Annotated in this window: 15 protein-coding genes; 3 read left to right on the forward strand and 12 right to left on the reverse strand. The window is 34.7% G+C overall.

The features are described 5' to 3' along the window. The first annotated feature begins 99 nt into the window (after positions 1-99). From AC0L6O_RS00695 to AC0L6O_RS00705, 3 genes are all read left to right on the forward strand, one after another. Positions 100-1,461 (forward strand): hypothetical protein, encoded by a 1,362-nt coding sequence (locus tag AC0L6O_RS00695; RefSeq protein WP_473305553.1) that lies wholly within the window; start codon positions 100-102, stop codon positions 1,459-1,461. Positions 1,462-1,614: 153 nt separating this feature from the next. Next, a complete protein-coding gene (locus tag AC0L6O_RS00700; RefSeq protein ID WP_473305554.1) occupies positions 1,615-3,600 on the forward strand; it encodes a T9SS type B sorting domain-containing protein in 1,986 nt (661 codons plus the stop codon). Next, positions 3,600-5,111 (forward strand): capsule assembly Wzi family protein, encoded by a 1,512-nt coding sequence (locus AC0L6O_RS00705; protein WP_473305555.1) that lies wholly within the window; start codon positions 3,600-3,602, stop codon positions 5,109-5,111. Before AC0L6O_RS00700 ends, AC0L6O_RS00705 begins: the two co-directional genes overlap by 1 nt. On the opposite strand, the gene AC0L6O_RS00710 is transcribed toward AC0L6O_RS00705, so the two are convergent. The 12 genes from AC0L6O_RS00710 to AC0L6O_RS00765 form a co-directional block, all read right to left on the reverse strand. After that, a complete protein-coding gene (locus AC0L6O_RS00710; RefSeq protein ID WP_473305556.1) occupies positions 5,089-7,017 on the reverse strand; it encodes a polysaccharide biosynthesis protein in 1,929 nt (642 codons plus the stop codon). The genes AC0L6O_RS00705 and AC0L6O_RS00710 overlap by 23 nt on opposite strands. A gap of 69 nt (positions 7,018-7,086) precedes the next feature. Further along, positions 7,087-8,040 (reverse strand): MraY family glycosyltransferase, encoded by a 954-nt coding sequence (locus AC0L6O_RS00715; protein ID WP_473305557.1) that lies wholly within the window; start codon positions 8,038-8,040, stop codon positions 7,087-7,089. Continuing rightward, on the reverse strand, positions 8,037-8,972 hold the full coding sequence (locus AC0L6O_RS00720) for an NAD-dependent epimerase/dehydratase family protein (protein ID WP_473305559.1): 936 nt from the start codon (positions 8,970-8,972) through the stop codon (positions 8,037-8,039). Before AC0L6O_RS00720 ends, AC0L6O_RS00715 begins: the two co-directional genes overlap by 4 nt. Positions 8,973-9,030: 58 nt before the next feature. Next, the gene (locus tag AC0L6O_RS00725; protein ID WP_473305560.1) at positions 9,031-10,320 is read right to left on the reverse strand and encodes a hypothetical protein; all 1,290 of its coding nucleotides are present in this window, start codon (positions 10,318-10,320) and stop codon (positions 9,031-9,033) included. A gap of 100 nt (positions 10,321-10,420) precedes the next feature. Then, positions 10,421-11,176, reverse strand: coding sequence for a glycosyltransferase family 2 protein (locus AC0L6O_RS00730; RefSeq protein WP_473305561.1), 756 nt, complete (start codon positions 11,174-11,176; stop codon positions 10,421-10,423). Then, on the reverse strand, positions 11,166-12,209 hold the full coding sequence (locus tag AC0L6O_RS00735) for an NAD-dependent epimerase/dehydratase family protein (RefSeq protein WP_473305562.1): 1,044 nt from the start codon (positions 12,207-12,209) through the stop codon (positions 11,166-11,168). The genes AC0L6O_RS00730 and AC0L6O_RS00735 overlap by 11 nt, the downstream gene beginning before the upstream one ends. Beyond that, a complete protein-coding gene (locus tag AC0L6O_RS00740; protein WP_473305563.1) occupies positions 12,206-13,711 on the reverse strand; it encodes a GMC oxidoreductase in 1,506 nt (501 codons plus the stop codon). Before AC0L6O_RS00740 ends, AC0L6O_RS00735 begins: the two co-directional genes overlap by 4 nt. Further along, positions 13,696-14,208, reverse strand: a complete 513-nt coding sequence (locus AC0L6O_RS00745) for a DapH/DapD/GlmU-related protein (RefSeq protein ID WP_473305564.1) — start codon at positions 14,206-14,208, stop codon at positions 13,696-13,698. The genes AC0L6O_RS00740 and AC0L6O_RS00745 overlap by 16 nt, the downstream gene beginning before the upstream one ends. 92 nt (positions 14,209-14,300) lie before the next feature. Further along, positions 14,301-15,287, reverse strand: coding sequence for a hypothetical protein (locus AC0L6O_RS00750; RefSeq protein WP_473305565.1), 987 nt, complete (start codon positions 15,285-15,287; stop codon positions 14,301-14,303). A 312-nt stretch (positions 15,288-15,599) separates the two neighbouring features. After that, positions 15,600-16,886 carry a hypothetical protein gene (locus tag AC0L6O_RS00755; protein ID WP_473305567.1) on the reverse strand — a complete coding sequence of 429 codons (1,287 nt, stop codon included), beginning with the start codon at positions 16,884-16,886 and terminating at the stop codon, positions 15,600-15,602. A 6-nt stretch (positions 16,887-16,892) separates the two neighbouring features. Then, positions 16,893-17,798, reverse strand: a complete 906-nt coding sequence (locus tag AC0L6O_RS00760; protein WP_473305569.1) for an FkbM family methyltransferase — start codon at positions 17,796-17,798, stop codon at positions 16,893-16,895. Between the two features lie 78 nt (positions 17,799-17,876). Beyond that, positions 17,877-19,085, reverse strand: a complete 1,209-nt coding sequence (locus tag AC0L6O_RS00765) for a hypothetical protein (protein ID WP_473305570.1) — start codon at positions 19,083-19,085, stop codon at positions 17,877-17,879. Between the last annotated feature and the right edge of the window lie 8 nt (positions 19,086-19,093).

A 19,093-nucleotide genomic window follows, 5' to 3' on the forward strand; every position in this document is an offset into this window, starting at 1 on the left:
TAGGTTTTGCACTCCCTTAAACAAAAAATACTACTGATTTCGATTGCCCTTTGGGGTGCAAATGTGACATTGATGGCCCAATCGGCCAAAAGAACAACAATGTGGCTAGAGTCAAGCCTATTCCTTGCCAATGAAAACAAGGCTCCCTTTTGGCTTCAAGCAAATAATTATGGAGAAACACCCGAAACACTACCTTCCCTTCAACTTAAGTATTCTCTTAGAAACCAATATGACAGTTCAAGAAATGTTTTAGGTAAATTAAAAAGGGTTGATTGGGCATATGGTACTACAGTTGTAAACAATTTCAGTAAAAAAAATCAATTCATCATTTCCGAAGCTTATTTAAAAGCCCGTTGGAAAGCTTTAGAATTCTACGTCGGTAGAAGAAAAGAAATATTTGGACTTACCGACACCTCTAGCACTTCTGGCTCCTATATCTGGTCTGGAAACGCTTTACCCATACCAAAAATACAATTGCATACCCCTGGGTATGTCCCAATTGATAAAAAAGGAGTTTTCTCCTTTAAAGCAGGAATATCACATGGTTGGTTTGGCAAAGACAGTGTAGTTTCTAGCCACCTTTTGCATCAAAAATGGTTATATGCAAAAATAGGGAACAACAATTCTAAGGTGAGACTTTATGCTGGTATTAACCACCAAGCTATGTGGGGAGGCTATTCTGAAATATTGAAAAACATAAGTGGACCATACCCTCCTACCATAGATGGCTATCTGGCACCATACCCGCTCTACTCATACCAATACCTGCTAATTCCTTTCTTACAAAAAATCACCCCCCCAAATACTCAAAAAGTAACGGGAAACGATGGAGGAAATGCGATAGGAAATCAATTAGGCTCTGTTGATATCGGTACCGAAATAAAAATCCATAATTTCAAACTTTTTATTGGGAAGCAACAACCATATGATTTCGGACGATCAATTAAAAATCTAAACAATATTGAAGATGGCCTATATACATTTGCATTAAACTTACCTCACGACAATTTAAACAAAATTGCATTCGAGTTCTTTTATTCTAAAAGCCATGGCAGAACAAGATTTGGAAAGGTGAACAAAAGTAATTCTGGAGAGGTAGACAACTATTTTTTTCATGGTGTCTACCAAAGCTGGTCTTATAAAAATAGAATTATTGGCAACCCTTTTATTATATATAAATCAGAGAACGGGGCAATTAGATACAATAATAGAATTAAATACTTTTCATTATTGCTTAGAGGAAACATCAAATTTGCCAATTATGAAATTAGACAAGCCTATTCTCTTAACTATGGCACTTTTGGTAAGGAATTCTTAAAAAAGCAATATTCGCTAAATCTACTTCTTCAGAAAGAACTAAATCAGAATTGGCTTTTGCAACAAGTATTTTCCTTAGACAGTGGGTCTCTATATACTTCCTCTTTTGGCTCTAGAACGTCTTTAAGGTACATGTTAAAATAGCTCAGAGTCTATCGCTCCTAAGTACCACTAAATAATAAATTCAAAATATAAGCTAAAAGCTGCGTATCTTTAGAATCTTTTGGGCAAATGGGCATGGGAAAAAACTATAACATAAAATCATACGTTAAGGTAGTCTTAAACATCTGTGTCTGGATGACAATTCACCTTACAGCCCATTCTCAAGACCTCTGCAATAGCACCGAATCAATTTCTGGTGGCTTTGAACTACTTACTGCAGCTGTTGGTTGTGGCCCATACACCGTAAAACTAGAAGATAAAACTGGAGGTTCTGACATCAAATACATCTATTATTATCAAGGCCAAGCCAAGTCAAAACTAAATGAACTGAGTCCAAGTACTGGCCTTGAAAACACCTATTTTAAACCTGAAGAAACCTCGAACTATACCATATTACAATATGGAAAAGATACAAATGGAAAAGATTTTTATTCTTGCGAGAATGTAACTGTTCGTGTAGACAATACTCCTAAGTTTAGCTACACACTATGTAACAGCAATAGTTTGACCATTGATATTCCAAAAACTAATATCAATGATTTTGATTACTATGAAATTAATTGGGGAACCGGAGCAAAAGAAACAGTTACCAAAGATGAACTATCTTTTTCAAAAACTAAAAACATAACATTACCTGTCAGCATCAATGTGGAGGGTTTCTACACAGGTCTTGCATTAAATTGTGGAGCTCCTAGTCCAATAACACTTACAAGTTCTAGTAAGTTGGATGGCGATCTTGCATTTCACCCCAATATTGATAAAATAGAGTTATTAGATGAAACAAGTGGTGAATTAACATTAAGTGGCTCATTCAGGTCCGGAGGATACTCCATTTATAAATCAGAAAAAGGTCAAAACCCTTACCAAATTTACTTAGAAAATCAATCTCCTGGTATTATCCCATTCGATATAGAAAACCCAGAAAAGTCATATTGCTTCCATGCCAAAGGCCTAATATCTTGCGGTGATGAATTTTCCGCGGAGGTTTGCACAACTCCTTTAAATGAAATTCAAGGTTTAGAGAAAGAGAATATACTCTCTTGGGAGAATTATAAAACGAATTTACTAAACTTCGCAAACTCTACTTCGTACGGAACTTTTCTCACTTTCAATACCGAAATCCTGACAAGTGAGGCTGGTCAAGAAGCAACGTCTAAAAGCATTTTGAACTCAAACAACCCATATACTGAACCTATAGATTGTAAAAAAGACTTTTGTTATAGAATTAGAATCACTACAGAAGGACAGCTATACTACCATAAATTCTTTGGTGAAAGCATATCAAACGAAAGATGTATTTCTCGAAAAGACTTTGAGCCTGATAGTATAAATAATCTATTTGTATCCATTGATAATAATTCACCAATAGTCAAATTTAAGGATGACAGTGGCTGGCTATTGACTAAAGATAAATTTTACCTTTATAGCGAATCAAATCTTATTGATAGTATTGATGCTTCACAAAGCTCCTTTAACCCTGATTTAGACGCCTCTTCTAAAAGTCGGTGCTTTCAAATCCAATACTTGGACGAATGCGGGAGTAAGTCTAAACTCTCTCCTGAAGTTTGTTCTATTTATTTGGAAACTGATAGTGTTTCAGAAATATTTTGGGAAGAGAATCTCCCTTTCTCTCCAAACTCAATAGCGGCTTATGAAATTATTGCTATTGACGAAACAGATCCTACCTTAAGAACATCTATTTCTTCTGGGACCAATTTTGAAGAAGGAGACTATGAACCCAACTTAGAGAACAATGAATTTGAAGCACGTTTCATTATCCGTGTTATAACGGCATCTGGCTTAGAGTCTTTCTCCAATATCGCAACACTCCCAATAGAAGCGGAGTTTTTCTTCCCTAATACTTTCTCTCCCACCAGCAGTGTATTAGAGAATAAAACCTTTAAGGTTTTCGGAAGCTTAAATGCTTTAAGTTCCTTTGAAATTAAGATTTATGACCGTTGGGGAAGAATAGTTTTTTATAGTGATGACCCATATTTTAGTTGGGATGGTAGTTATAAAGGAATAATTTTACCTTCGGGAACATTTACATTTAGCGTGGAGGCCCTTAACAAAAGAAGTGAAAACCTGTCCTACTCTGGCCTTATTAATATAATCAAATAATGAGAAAGGGATTATCCTGTATACCAATTGCTCTTGCATTAATCCTTGCAGGAATAGATGGTTTATGCCAGAGTATTATAAAGAACAATAAGTATACAGCTGCTTCTTCTTTATTTCTATCATCCACTGATAGGCTTCCTTTTTGGTTACAAGCTAACCAATATGGAGAAGTTCCCTACGAATCGCAGTTTCTACAATTAAAAGCCTCGGTTAAGCATGAATATGACAGCCTCTACACGCGAGATAAGGTTCTAAATAAGTTTAGTTATGGTTACGGTCTTACGGGAGTAATCAATGCGGGGAAAATAAACCAAGGTATACTATCTGAAGCTTATGCTAAAGTTCGTCTCGGAGGTTTTGAATTATATGCAGGAAGAAAAAAAGAAATAGTTGGATTAGTTGACACTCTTATGACCACCGGCTCTTTTATTTGGTCTGGCAATGCACTGCCTATCCCTAAAGTTCAAATTTCTACACCTAACTATTTATCCATAACAAAAAATGACCTTCTGGCTGTCAAGGTAAGTTTTGCACACGGTTGGTTTGGAAGTGCTGATTCTGTACAGAATTACTATTTACATCAAAAATCAATATACCTCCGAATTGGGCGTCCAGTTTGGAAAATAAAAATTTACGGTGGTTTTAATCATCAAGTACAGTGGGCGGGTAAACCCGTAAACCCTTTTTATGATCAAAAAACAGAACAGTTTATCACGGATTTCCCAAGTGATTTATCGACATACTTAAAAGTAGTAACTGGGACTAGCCTCAATAAAGACCTGGATGCCGGACAAAGCAAAGATGGAGTACCCTTTAACGACGCATTTAATAGAGCTGGAAACCATTTGGGTACTTTAGATATGATGCTAGAGTTTGAGGCCCCCTCTGGGTTTATTAAGTTATATAGAAGTAATATATATGAAGATGGCTCTCTATACTATTTAAACAATGTCAGTGACGGCCTTACTGGAATCTCCTATTCTTCTAAAAACTCTTTGTCCAATTCTAGAAGGTTCCAACTCAATGGCCTTAATCTTGAATATTTGAGTACAACAAACCAAGGTGGCTCCCTAAGTGGATTGGGATTTATACCTGAATTCCGTGGAGTTGACAATTATTTTAATAACGGCGTCTATCAAGATGGCTATACCTATAAAAAAAGAACTATTGGAACTCCATTCATCCTACCATTAACATCTTATAGCAACCATTTTAGCCAATCACAACTAAAAACACTTAGTCCAAATTATTTGGTAAATAATCGAATAAACGTCTTGAGCCTAGGTGCACTAGGTAAATTAGACGAAATTTCAGTTATGCTTAGGTACTCGACCTCACTTAGTAAAGGCAATTACCGTTTCCCTATTTCAAAAAAGCAAAACTCTTTTTTAGTTAACTTTACTAGAAATCAAAAATCAATTAGTTACCGCCTATCTATAGCTTACGATAATGGAGAGCTCTTACCAAATAATTTTGGAGGAAACGTCACTATAGCGAAATCTTTTTTATAGCCTTAGTGTCAAGCACTTCATACTTAGAGTTTTGACTAGTATATTCAGGAACTACGTCTTTTAAAACCATGACCAATTCCATTGACGTAGCACGGTTCAGAGACTTGCGAAGTGAATTAATAGCACTAGAAATCTCTTCTAAAGAGTTTGGCCTAACTTGAGCAATAAGTATTTTAGGGTGATGTGTTGGTTTAGTTGACTCAGCATCATTTAATAACTCTTCAAACAGCTTCTCGCCCGGCCTTAGTCCAGTAAACTTAATTTCTATATCCTCCCCAGGCTCCAATCCTGACAAACGAATCATTCTCTTAGCTAAATTAAGTATCTTAACTGGTTCACCCATTTCAAAGACAAATATCTCTCCGCCCTTACCCATCGTACCTGCCTCCAAGACAAGCTGACAAGCTTCTGGAATCGTCATGAAATATCTAATAATTTCAGGGTCCGTAACAGTCACAGGTCCCCCAGACTCTATTTGTTTTTTAAAAAGAGGAATTACAGACCCATTTGAACCTAGCACATTTCCAAACCTCGTAGTTATGAACCTCGTCGAGTTTTGTTGTAAGCTCAAGCTTTGAATATACATTTCTGCAACTCTCTTACTCGCACCCATTACATTTGTTGGATTTACCGCCTTATCTGTAGAAACAAAAACAAACCGACTTACCTTATGTTTTAGTGCTAAATCTGCTAACTGACAAGTTCCTAATATATTTACTTCAATCGCATTAAAAGGGTCTGCCTCCATAAGAGGTACATGTTTATAAGCTGCAGCGTGAAAAATAACATGTGGCTTATACTTACTCACCAAATGCTCCATCCTATTTAAATTTGTAATATTACAAACAATGAAGTCCAAAGTTGTTTTCTCATCCTCTCTATTCCTTAGCCTCTTTAGTTCAGATTCGATATCATAAATAGCCGACTCTGCTTGGTCAATTACCACAATACTAGATGGCTCAAACTTAAGAGCCTGACGAATAATCTCAGAACCTATGGAGCCAGCTCCACCGGTAATCATTATAGTCTTATCTTTTATATAATCAGAAACTAAACGATTATTAAGCTTTATTGGCTCCCGTTGCAATAAATCTTCAATTTTAATTTGGTGAATTTCGTTAGCCTTTAGCTCTCCATTCATCCATTGTTTTATTGGAGGCAATGTTTTTAGCTTAACTCCTGTTTCTAAAATTTCATCAATAATTTCATTCCGCTGTATCGAGCTAATACTTTGAATTGCAAAAATCAATTCCATATCAGGAAAAAAGGCCAAATTCTTTAAGATAAAATCTTTTAAATTCTCCTTTTTATTCAAAACTATCACGCCCTCAATTGACTTTCCTTTAAGTTGAGGGTTATCATCTAAAAAACAAATAATCTTATACTTGTACCTCTTATCATTCAATAGAGAGTTTTTTGTTATTCGTCCTAAATGCCCTGCTCCGTAAATTATGACATGCTTTTCTTTCTTATATGTGGTTATCATCTTGTCATAAACCAGTTTCACTAGAAAGCGACTTGCTATCATGGAAAAGGTCAAAATGAAAAAGTCTATTAATAGAATAGATGATGGGATTGCTAGTTTTATTCCAAACAAAGAGTTATACGACAAAAGAAAGAGCAAAACGCTAGAAGAAAAAACAGCCTTGATAATGACCTTAGCGTCTTCAAAGCTAGTATGTCTTACTATTCCAGTATAAGAACGGTAGAAAAGAAAAAAGACTAATCGGAAGAGCGTGACTAAAAAAAGATGGTACTTAAATAAACCCGGACTGATATAGTCTAATTCAAAATTAGACTTAACCATAGTAGCTAAAGTAAAGGAAGCTGCTACAATAAAAACGTCAATAACCAGAATGAGCCACTTAGAGACAAAATTCGTTGTGTATTTAGTTAATCTTCTCATCAAGTTGTACTTTACTTTTACCAAAATTACGTCTTAATACTCAGCTTTTTAATTACTCTATTTGAGTTTTTATTTTACGGAAACTTGAAATGTTTTTTCAATCCTTAATCTACAATACAAGATCAAGACAAATACAGTAAGATATGGTATTAAAAAAAGCACATCCAAGGTTGGATAGTAAATAATCCAACAATTAAGTAAGGCTTGTACAACAGCATAAAACAATGCAATCTTTAAATGCCCAAGCCCAACTTCATTCGTTAGTAATTGATAAAAATGACGACGATGTGCTACAAAAATATTCTCTTTATCATAAAGCCTTATCAATATTGTACTTATCGTATCCAATCCATATATAAAAATAAGAAAAATGTATCTATAGTTGTCGGAAACTATTATTAACCGAAACACAAAAAATATTATCAAAAGACCTATCCCAATGCTTCCAACATCACCAGAAAAGCCTTTAGCCCTTTTTCTGAAATTATAGGCCAAGAAAATAAGCAAACTAGCTCCCACGAAAACTAAAAAATCGTTATCAACAAATTCAATGAGATACATATTGATATAAATCAAGGTCAAAACGGTAATCAGCCCGTAAGAGCCCGTTAGCCCATTAATTCCATCCATAAAATTAAATCCATTGATAATACCTACCCCAAGAACTAGAAGAAAGCCTACCCAAAGAAAATGTTCGTCAAAAACACCTAGCTCAAAAAGCAAAAAACAAACTGAGGCTATTTGCACCAGAATTCTCGTTTTACTTGAAATAGTGTATATGTCGTCTATAAAACTAATAGTTCCCGCTAAGACCAGGCCTAGCATAAAAAATGGGTACTGAAAGTCGCTATAGATAAAATAAAAAATAGAAGAAAGTATAAAGACCATTCCTAAACCACGAATGGTCACCTCACTATGAGAACTTCTCTCGTTTGGCACATCTACAATGTTAAACTTAGTTGCTATTTTTATATAAAGCACTGTAGAAAACAGCATCAAAAGGAAAAGTAAAAAATAAGTCATTTCTTATTATTAAGGTAAAAATCCATAATGGACCTAGGCTTCCAACCCAACTTTAAAGTAGCTAAAGAGCTACTAAAAGTTAAGTCACAAGTAATTTTGTTTAGTTTTTTAGAGTTAACTAAAAAGCCTTTCCCCGTAACATACTCTATTAAGTCGCCAATTTTAGCCACAAACTTTACAGCAAACAAAGGTATTAAAAACGTCTTCTTTGAAACACCAAAACTTTGCTTTAGCACTTTTTCCAACTCTCTAAAGGTAAAGTTCCTTCCATCCGAAAGGTTATATATTCCGCCAATTTCAAAAGCCTTTGGTATAACATTAGCAATATCAGAAGCCAACACAGCACTCTTTTGTGCCGTATTACCAACAATTCTTACGTAATAACCCTTTTTTATCGCAGAAATCATGGTACCTAGATTCCCTAGTGGTTTATCTCCCACAATTAATGCTGGCCTCAGGATAGTTAAAACTATCTGATTTTCATCACACCACTCTTTAATAATTTCTTCACTTTTAATTTTGCTAAGACCATAAGGATCTTTTGCATTTAATGGGGTCGATTCGTCAATCGATTTACCCTTCTCTAGCCCATAGACGGCAACAGAACTTATATAAATAAAGTAACGAAGTCTTAATTTGCTTTTTTCTAAAGCCAGTAAAAGATTAGACGTAATTGCTAAATTTTTATCATAAAAATTAGCTTTATCCTCTTTTGACTTAGGAACAAAATGTGCCAAACCAGCACAATGAACAACCGCATCAATATTGCCTTCGTCAATTTCTGGTATTTCCTCAGCCAAATCACAAACAATGTATTTCTTATTATTTGTTCTTGTCTTTCTAACAACTTCCCTAATCTCATTATTTACAATCAATTGATCATAAATATGAGAGCCTAAAAAACCTGTAGAACCTGTTAATAATATATTCATAAAAATAGAGCCTTTATCACTAAAGGCTCTATATTAAAAATAACACTAAATATGCGAATTATTTAATAGACGCTTTAAGAGCCTGATTTTCGGCCTTTAAAGACTTAACCTCTTTATTTAGTTCAATCATGTAAAGGGTCAATTCCTCAATTTTCTCCATAAACATTTTAGAAGTCTCGGCCACTTCTAAACCATTTGCAGCCATTTGGTCTGCAGAAGGAACGTTTGGTAAATGATTGTTTTCATTTACAAATTTCTCAACATCACTTAATGGCATTAATTTATAATCATCAGCAAAAACATAATCAGCCCAGTCAGCAGAAGAAGCTAATGCTACTTTTACTTTCTCTGTTAAAATACCGCCTTTTACCAAAAGGTTATACCCTCCAGAACTATTTGCAGAAGCTCTTTTTGCAGGATCCACATCTCCAATAGATACAAACTTAGCAGAGAAATCACCATAAATAAGTGGTGTGGCAGTGTTAGAAGCGGCTACATATAATTTATCCGAACCAGTTTCATTATAACCCGCAGAATAACCAATTAACACATTTCTACTACCAGTCGAATTATACCCCGCAGATCTACCAATAATAGTATTGTTACTACCTGTCAAGTTTTGAGACATCGCATTTTGTCCAATAGCAATATTATAAGCTCCCGTAGTATTCTTCTGAAGAGCAGCGTCACCTACAGCAACGTTAGCAATTCCTTCATTGTAAGACAATGAGTTTCTACCAATCGCCATATTAAAATTACCTGGATTTGCTTTGAATCCTAAAGCATTCGATCCAATAGCAACGTTATAACTAACGGCTCCCACTGCCTGAAGCATTGAAAAATGACCGATAGCCACATTATCAGTACCTGTTGTTATATTTCTCATTGAAGCATAACCTAGTGACACATTTCTTGAGGTAGAATTTCCGATTTTACCTGCTTCTACACCATTGGTCTTAAACATAAGAGCCTTATCATCAGTAGTCCCTATGAAATCGGTCCCTGGAGTTGTTCCTGCATTACCCGATTTAGCCCAGTCGTTAGGATCTGCCGCTATAGACTTCGCTTCATTGTCAGTCATTGCAGACCAATCTTTACCATTAAAAAAGTAAAAACCCGCATCTTCGCCAGTTTGATAAACTAACAAACCCTGAGCAGGATTATCAATTAAATTTCTTTCTTCCAAACTCATTCTAGGTATCAATAGACCCTTGTTTTGAGATTGAATATCTAATACCGCAGAGTTATCTGGACTTTTAGTACCTATACCTACGTTATCTTGTGCAAATGTGCTTGTGGCTACAGCAATTCCAAGAATCGCAGGCAGCAGTTTGTAAAATTTCTTCATGTTATTTTTTTTTAGTCAATTATTACGAAATAAAAGTATACACCATTTTCTTTAATCTAAAGCATAATAGACCTTTTTTATTAAATGGTTTTTCTAAATCTTAAAACTTTCGGTACTTCTTTACAGCATTAAAAGTCCAATTTACGAAGAACCAAGCAGACTTTAATAAGTTTATTTTCTCAATTACTCTATAAGTTTTCCAAACCTCCACTGCCGAATTAAGTTTATTTCTGGAAACAGAACCAGGCAATACTCTATATGCCATCAAATCTTTCTGTAAACCATAAGCTTTAGACTCCTTTTTTAAAATTTCCAACCACAACACGAAATCATCATAAAAAACTTGCCGCATTTTTATTGGCGGTGTAACAATCTTTGTATCAATTAAAACAGTTGAAGTAGCAATTGCGGTATTTTTTAGCAGTTCAGTGTAGACTATCGTTTTGGGAATACTTACTCGCTCACCTTGTAAATTTCCTTTAAAGCGGTGAAACTCGGTAAAAGAAAAACCTATGGATTTATTAAGCATAAAATGAAGTTGCTCTTCAAGTTTATCCGTACTCCAAAGATCGTCCGCATCTAAAAAAGCAATAAAACGACCATTTGCCTTAGTCAAGCTTGTATTCCTAGTTTCCGCTGGTCCTACATTCTTAGGGTTTAAGAAGACTTTAATGCGAGTATCTTTTTCAGCATAAGCTTTTACCACCGCTACACTATCATCCTGGGAGCAGTCATCACTTATGAGCATTTCCCAGTTTTCGTAAGATTGATTTATAACAGACTCTATGGTCTCAGAAATATAAGCACTTGCATTATACATGGGTGTTATGATAGAAACCTTTACACTACTTGTCATAATTAATGCACATTTCTTTAAAAGACTTTTCTAAATGGTATTCTGGTTTATAACCTAGCTCCTGTTCCGCTTTATAAATTTTAACACTGGGACTTCCAAAGTGAAGTGCCCTAGACAGGCCATTCAAGCTGACGCTGTTTTTTTGCAATTTGTCTGAAGCGGTTTTCTTTGACTCCAAAATACCTTTAAGTATTTTGAGCAGTGGCCGCATAAAAAAACCAGCCAACTTAGAATAGAGTATTCTTATTATAAGATTTTTCAAGTTTCCCTCTGCAAAAATATTTTCATTACTAAGTGAATAATCAAGTTCTTTAGACTCCCCAGACATAGCAGCTGCATGTAACTTATATAAATCATGCCATTGAACCGTATTTTTATTGGAGATCAAAAAACATTGATAGCCATTCTTAAATTTTATTCTTTCTTGTTGAGTAGCCCTAAAAATGGCTTGAGAAACATCTGCTACATATACCGCCGCCACATTTTCTTTTCCATTTTTCGGAATGGTTAACTCCGGCAAACGCAATAGACCTATTATGGTTTTACTCCAGTTTCCTTCCAAGCCATAAACAATGCTAGGTTGTAAAACAATTTTCAGCAATGATGATGGTGCCTTTGCTAATAAGCTTTCTATCTTTTGCTTTTCATGGGTATAAATATCTTGAAGTTTCGATTTTTCAGAATTTTCGGTAATTGGAGGTCTCTCCTTGTTTAAATCATAAACTATATAAGAGCTGAGATATATAAGCGTTTTAACACTATTTTTATCACAGGCCTTTAGTATATTCTTAATACCTATAAGGTTGTCTTTATAAGAATGGTCAAACCCTGCGTGTACTAAGACATCACAACCCTCTGTCAAGCCTTCAATGGCCTCCTTATTGTCTAGCGAACCAATAATTTCGACCATATTAGCACTTAGCTTTTCTACCGGCCTTCTATGCAACACCCGTATGGCGGAAAAATTAGCCCCATATCTTTGAAGAAAATCATTCCCAATAAAACCGCTGCCACCAATTATCCCTAAAGTCATGCCTTATCTTCTAAATGGTCTGCCAACCTAAGAGCCAAAGCGGCTATGGTCAGCCCTATGTTTACATTTCCAGAGGTAGGAAAAACCGAGCCATCGCATACATAAAGATTCTTTGTATTAAAAACCTTTAAATCAGCATCTACTACTCCGTCGGCATCAGAATCGGCCATTCTTGCCGTTCCCACATGATGTGCACCTGAGGTGAAAATATTTTCCCAATTGAAATCACTTTCCCTATGCGTTATTTCAAAATCCTTATCATCGAAGAAGTTTTTAAGACACATATTATACACCTGTCTCATGTTTTCGATATCATATGGAGCTAAGCACCAATTCACATTAGCTTTTCTATATCCATACTCGTCTTTAATTTCAGACAAACCCACATGGCTATCCCAACTTGGTACTTGCTCTGTCATAAAAAACAGGTCAGCGTACTTATAAGATACATTAAGAGAAAGCTTATAGGTTAAAATCTGCCTAACCACATTTAAATTCAACAAGGTGTTTTTTATATCTGAGAGGCTAAGTTTTCCACTTTTATAAGTCAAAAGAGATAATTTTATCTTTTCCGATTTATCATCTATGCCCTTCACAAAAGAGGGTCTTATGTAAAAATTATGATTAGGGAGTTTAAATTTCTCTTGACATTCCTCTTTAAAAACCAAACCTGTTTTGATTTTTGTTCCGTTTCCATAAGGGGTGGTGGAATAGATATGAGCCTTTTGCTTTTTCCTAAATTTTAGTTGGACCAAATTTCCCATAGGGTGATCCATTAAGTACCTACCAATGTTTTTATTTTGTATCCAGTTAGAATTTAGAAGTAACCTCGGCGTTTCCAAAGCCCCAGCACAAACTATAAATTTGTCTGCAAAAATTTCCTTCGTCTGGCCTTCTCCACAGCCAACAAGACAAGAACTTACAGTACCTGAAATACCCTCCTTCAAAGCTAAAGCAGTAGTATTATCATAAAGCTGTACATTCGCATGCTTTACCGTAATGTCTCTAATAGTTTTTTTTAGGCTTAAAACATTCTTGGGTTGCTGAAACAATTTATTTTCCAAAAGATCGCTATTAAAGCGTATGCTCTCAACAGACTTCTTTAAAAAAGCATTAAGTCGACTTAAAAAGAAATAATTATACTCCTCTACCCCAAAGAAACTTGCAGCCTTCTTATAATAAGACATGATATCATCTCTAACTATGGGCCAACCACTCTTAGGAATCCAAGAACGTTTTTTAAAATCAATTTCATCTAAAAAACTCAAGACACCATGCCACAGGTTACTGGTTCCTCCCACCTGAACACTTGTAGTTATCATTTTAAATGGCAAACCTGTTGATTCATAATGCGGGTCTTTTTTAGGGCGATATCCTCCTGCCTCTATTACCGCTATTTTACTATTTGGGTTCTTTTTAATCAACGAATCTAACAACATTCCCCCACCTATACCAGAACCTATAATACAGTAATCGTATTTCATCTTTATACCTTTCTCCACTGATTTAAATCAAAGTCAAATTTTTTAATAACCTTCGCTGGCACTCCAGCTACAATACAGTTTGCAGGTATGCTTTTCGTCACAACCGAATTAGCCCCTACTATACTACCCTTACCTATTTCTACCCCCATTAGTACTGCCACATTTTCTCCCAACCATACATTATCTCCAATCTTCACCTCGTCAGCATACGTCTTTCTGTCTTTAGGAATACTTAAAGGACTGTCATGATGCCCCTCAAAGCCGTAGCTTCCGTGACTACAGTCTGATATGTATACCTTACTCGCGATTAGCACATTATCTCCAAATGTGATTTTTTTTGCCGCGGTTATATGCACATAATCATTGATTTGTATGTTTCTACCAAAAAATATTTTTGTTTTTTGCTTATGTTCATTGCCAACAAACTCCGCTTCAATTCTGCAGCCCACTCCTGTAGTCAAACTCTCTCCAAAATCTATAAAAGATCTGCCTCTAATATCTATAGGGAAACGCATTAAGCGTGCCTTTCGAGCGATTAGTTTAGTCCTCAAAAAACAGTATGCTAAGTATATAACACTTCCCAAAGAATACCTGAACCTCATAATTTCTATTCTGTTACTGGCAAAGGATACAATAAATCAAATATAATCACAAACAAGGCAGAGACAATAATAGCCGAAAAGTATCCCGCACCTACCAAACTAACTATTGATGACACCGATATAAGCGAAAGGAAGATTATACTTAGAAAAAAATCAGACAAGGTTTTTAAAACCAAATACCTCTTCCAAACTATTCCCAATAATACTCCAAAAATAAATGTAACAATTACAGAGAAAAAAGAACCAAAGTCAAGATACATAGCTCCAATCTCAGTAAAATAAACCCCTGGGTTAATGATTTCAGCTGTAATTTCAGTAGAGTTAATTATATCAAAACCCAATTTATTAAACATTATAACAAAGGTCTTTAACTGGTAAGCACCCCAATATGGAAAATTCTGTGGGTCAGGAGCACTCAGAAGCACATCTAGTTGGTTTACTCCGTGTGCCACGTAATACTCAAAATAGATGGTAAGTGTAACAAGGTTAGGGTTTATGCTTAATAACTTTTCTGCAAAAGGTTTTGGTTGACACAATTTAAGAAGATATGCTACCTGGCTTATGTCCCTTTCTCCAATTCTGTCAAGAAATATTTGACTCGATATTATAATAAAAACACTTACCGCAACCATTAAAAGATATTTGACTTTCTTCTTAAGTTTTACTGGTCCAATAGCTCTTGCAAAAAGATACATTAATAAAAAAGTAAATGCGGTAAACCTTCCTCCAGTCATAAAGGAAGACAAAGCACCTATTATAAACATACCATTAAGCACTAAGAGAGTTCTTGAACTTAGCACTTTTGAGTAGAATACAGCTAAAAGTCCGGCTAAAACTGGAAATCCAAAGAGTAAGCTAGATATCATGCCAAAGAAGCTCGAACCCAACTCTTTACTGTCATCGCCAATGCTGGCACTTCTTATTTCCGAAAAACCCTCTAGACTTAGATTAGAACCATAATGAGAAGATAAGTTTCTAACCTTCAAATACATAAAAAAAACACATATGAAAGAGAGAAAAACTGTAACATAAATCAAAAAACTTAAACTTTTATTAGGTTCGAGTTTTCCAACAAATATTCTGACGTTTTTTCTAAATTGAATTAACCAGAAGGTTCCTAGGTAAAAACCAACAATAAAAAAAACGATAAACAGAGCTATTGCAAAAGTTGTCTCATGACTAATAGGAGTATAAGCCATAAGTCCGAAAAAACGAATGCCTATTACCAGAACCCAACCAAACAGGAAACACTTTACTGGAAAACTTAATGAGGACATTCTCTAATACTATTAATTAACATGGCTTTATTTAATTGCCACGATGCTTTCTAAACAAACCCTTGCAACCTCTTCCTTTTCTTTTCTGGTTAAACTTCTGGCCTCTCCTTCATCCCCTACAAAAGGTAAAAGCCCTCTACTGTAATAAACTTCTGACTCTGCCAAAACCACCTTTTTATCCGACATAATTGCTTCTACCCCAGTAGTTCCCGTCCAAACAACAATATATTCTGAAATATCAAACATTTCAAATGTAGACACAAAAGGACTAATTAAATAAGTGTTTTCGAAAGACAAAATATCCTTATATACCTTCCTTTCTCTTCTTAAATAAGATGCTGTATGCTCTTTAACTAAAACAGTATACCCTCTTTTAGAATAACTGCTAATAGTCTTAAACAGGGATGGATAATAAGACAAGTAATTTTCTCTAGGTACCCAATATTCCGTGGTGGACTCGGGATGGTAGTGGAGTGGAATGTAAACTATTTTTTTAGTATCACGCTCCTTAAAAGACTCTACGTTATTTGTAAATAAACTAGAAACCCCAAAAATATCTAATAAATTTCTTGGGTAGGTATCTACTACAGTCATCAAATATCTATAATTCTTATTATTCAGCAATTTAAACTGAATAAGGTAGTGCCAAAAATACTTCAGCTTATAGGTAAAGTAGTATTTGGCCACTTTTTGATAGACCTGCTTTTTTGAAGAAACGTATGGTTGTACTGATTTTGATTGTATTTCAGCGATAAAGTCATCTATCTCATCCTCTGTAATATCCCTCACATTATTCACCTCTCCACGTTCAGTAATTCTACAATGAGCTTTCCCAAATGAACTACCACAAAAGGAAACCACAGAAACACCAAAGTGCCTAGCTATTTGTGTTAATAAATCCACAACATAACAATCTGGCATATTAGTTACTAATATATCGTACTTATTAGCCCGAAAGAATTCTAGCAGAAACTTAGAACAGTTAAATATGTAATTTAAAGCCTCTAGATAAGGTATATGTATTCTAAAAAACCTATCATTCTTTATTATAGACTCAAAATCAAGAACCGACTCAAAAAAAGCATAATCCTCTGCCGTAAAATCAGTCTTGGAATATTTATTTAAATCGATATAAAAGTCAGTTTTTAGAGGATAGTCCGAAAGGATTTCATAGGAATCCGCTTTAAGATGGTTTTTTATTATTTTATCTCCATAGTCTCGGAAAAGATTTCCGTAACCCGTAGGCTCTCTGGCAAATAATAAGACTTTTTTACCTTTATTATCACTTCTAAATAGTTGGCTAATATCTTCCATTTAGTGTTAGTAATTATTGCTAATAAGATCAATTTCCTTTACATCTAAAGCCATTTTTTTCACTGCCATTTCAAAAGTGTCAACTTTACTGTTTGGCACACAGTATACCTGACTAAAATTATCTGGTGTATTGGAAAAATCTCCGTCAGGAACCTTATAAACTGAGATAGAACGCTTCCAGCCAAAAAGAGTTTTAAAAATCCTTCCTGGAGTCATTAAAGAACCGTGGTCAGCTAGAAAGTCAAACTTACCATAGTAAAATGTATACCCATTTAATAAGGAAGAGCATTTTTTTGCATATTCTCTAGAAAGTGCTTCAAAACCTACAATTGCCCCTGACTTCATAATATCCTCAGCAGCATCTTGAAGAATTTTAAACTCTCCCCCTTCAATATCGATTTTAACGTAAGTGTGTGAAAGCTCCTCTAAGCCAATACATTCTTTTAGCGTTTTTCCTTCACACATAAAAGTTTCCACCTTATCACGCATTAAGGGAGAGTCTTCAAAAGAGGCAAGTCCTGAGCTATCTAATGGTACCTTGAGTTCAAGTTCTCTAGGTGAATCTTTAGAAACAATAGCCACATTTAAAATGTTAACATTCTTATTGTTTTGAAAAATTTCCTTTAAGGTTTCCACGGCCCTTGGGTTAGGCTCTACTAAAACAATAGAAGAATAGTCGTTTACTAAAAGTATTGCCTCATGACCATAATTTGCCCCTACATCCAAAAAGGTTTTACACAAACCCATTCTGGCCAAGGCTCTATAAACGAAAATATTTTCGGGCTCCCTATTACAATCCTCATACAAATATCGCTGTTCGATATCTGTGATATTAAGTTTTATAGTGGTACCGAGTATTTCAGTAGTCTTTACTTTAGGCACTTTCTCTCCAAAAGCAATAAGTGCTTTCATTTTCGCTCTCTGAACAAGATAACTTGCAAGATTTTTAAGGTCTACAGAGGACACTTTCAAAGGAGTTGGCATCATTAGTTATGAGTATTTTACTTTTCTAAAAACAATATTTAAAATATACAAGGAGTACAAAGAAATACATATCCCATCCACAAAGAAAAGAAGATAAATTGAAAACTGGTTAATTGCTATAAAAAGGGCAAGAGAAACATTGATAATGGAAATTATAGTAATCGCAATTAATAGTTTATTATTAAAGTCCTTATAGACAGCGATTGGGCTAAAAATACCAGTTAAGAAAAAGAAGCCCTTGAAAACAGCTATAGATAGCGTCACCAATATTACATTATCGAACTGTGGGTATAAAGGGGTTATTATCATCAAAAAAACACTAAAAGCAACCAAGAGAACACAATATGACAACAAGGAAACTTTTAGCTGCTTTAGTAAATTATTTCTATTTAGAAGGTTGATTTTTTCGCCGAAAAAAATATTTGACAGATAACTAAAAGAACTAATCAAAACAACAATTATCTGTGACAGTTTAAAAGCAAAAGTATAAGTGGGTAGCTCAGCTCCATAGTACTTATCAACCAAGTAACGTTCGAAAAAAATCAATAGGCCAACCACAATTGTTGCAAGGAGAGACGTGAAAATCTTCTTAACTAAAACATAGTACCTAATTAAATCCTTATTCCTAATTTTTAAAGAAAGCTCAGTATAATCTATATACTTAGATGACATCAGAAACCATAGAGCAAAAGAAATAAGAAACGTAAAAAAAATAAACTCATCAAACGAAAGGCTTACATCAAATTTAAAATAGATAAATGCTAAAACCATACTAAACAAAGCCAAGAGTGGTTTAAACGCAAACGCCAAATTAAACTTTTTCTCAACCCTTAACCTTTGCTCAACAATTGTAAAAAGATTAATAAATATTAAGGGAAGTATTAAAAAAGGTAAGCCAACTGAAAATCCGAAAACAACTGCAACTACTACACTAGATACAAGCCCAATTTTTAAAAGGACAGGAAAATAATCAATCCCATAATTATACTTCACGTAAGTATATCCATTATAAGAACCTAACAAGACATTAGGAAACAGTAAGATTGCGTTTTTATAATACTCAATATCTGAATATAGGCTTGGAGAATCCACTAGAAAGTAAGGCAAAACGAGCCCCTCTATTATTCCAATTCCATATAGAAAATATCTAAAAACAATGGTTTTTCCATGCTCTAAATATTTCTTATTTTTCAGGATTCGGTTCAGAGATAGCAAATTAATTG

Source organism: Arcticibacterium sp. GJ41-1 (genome assembly GCF_055808875.1).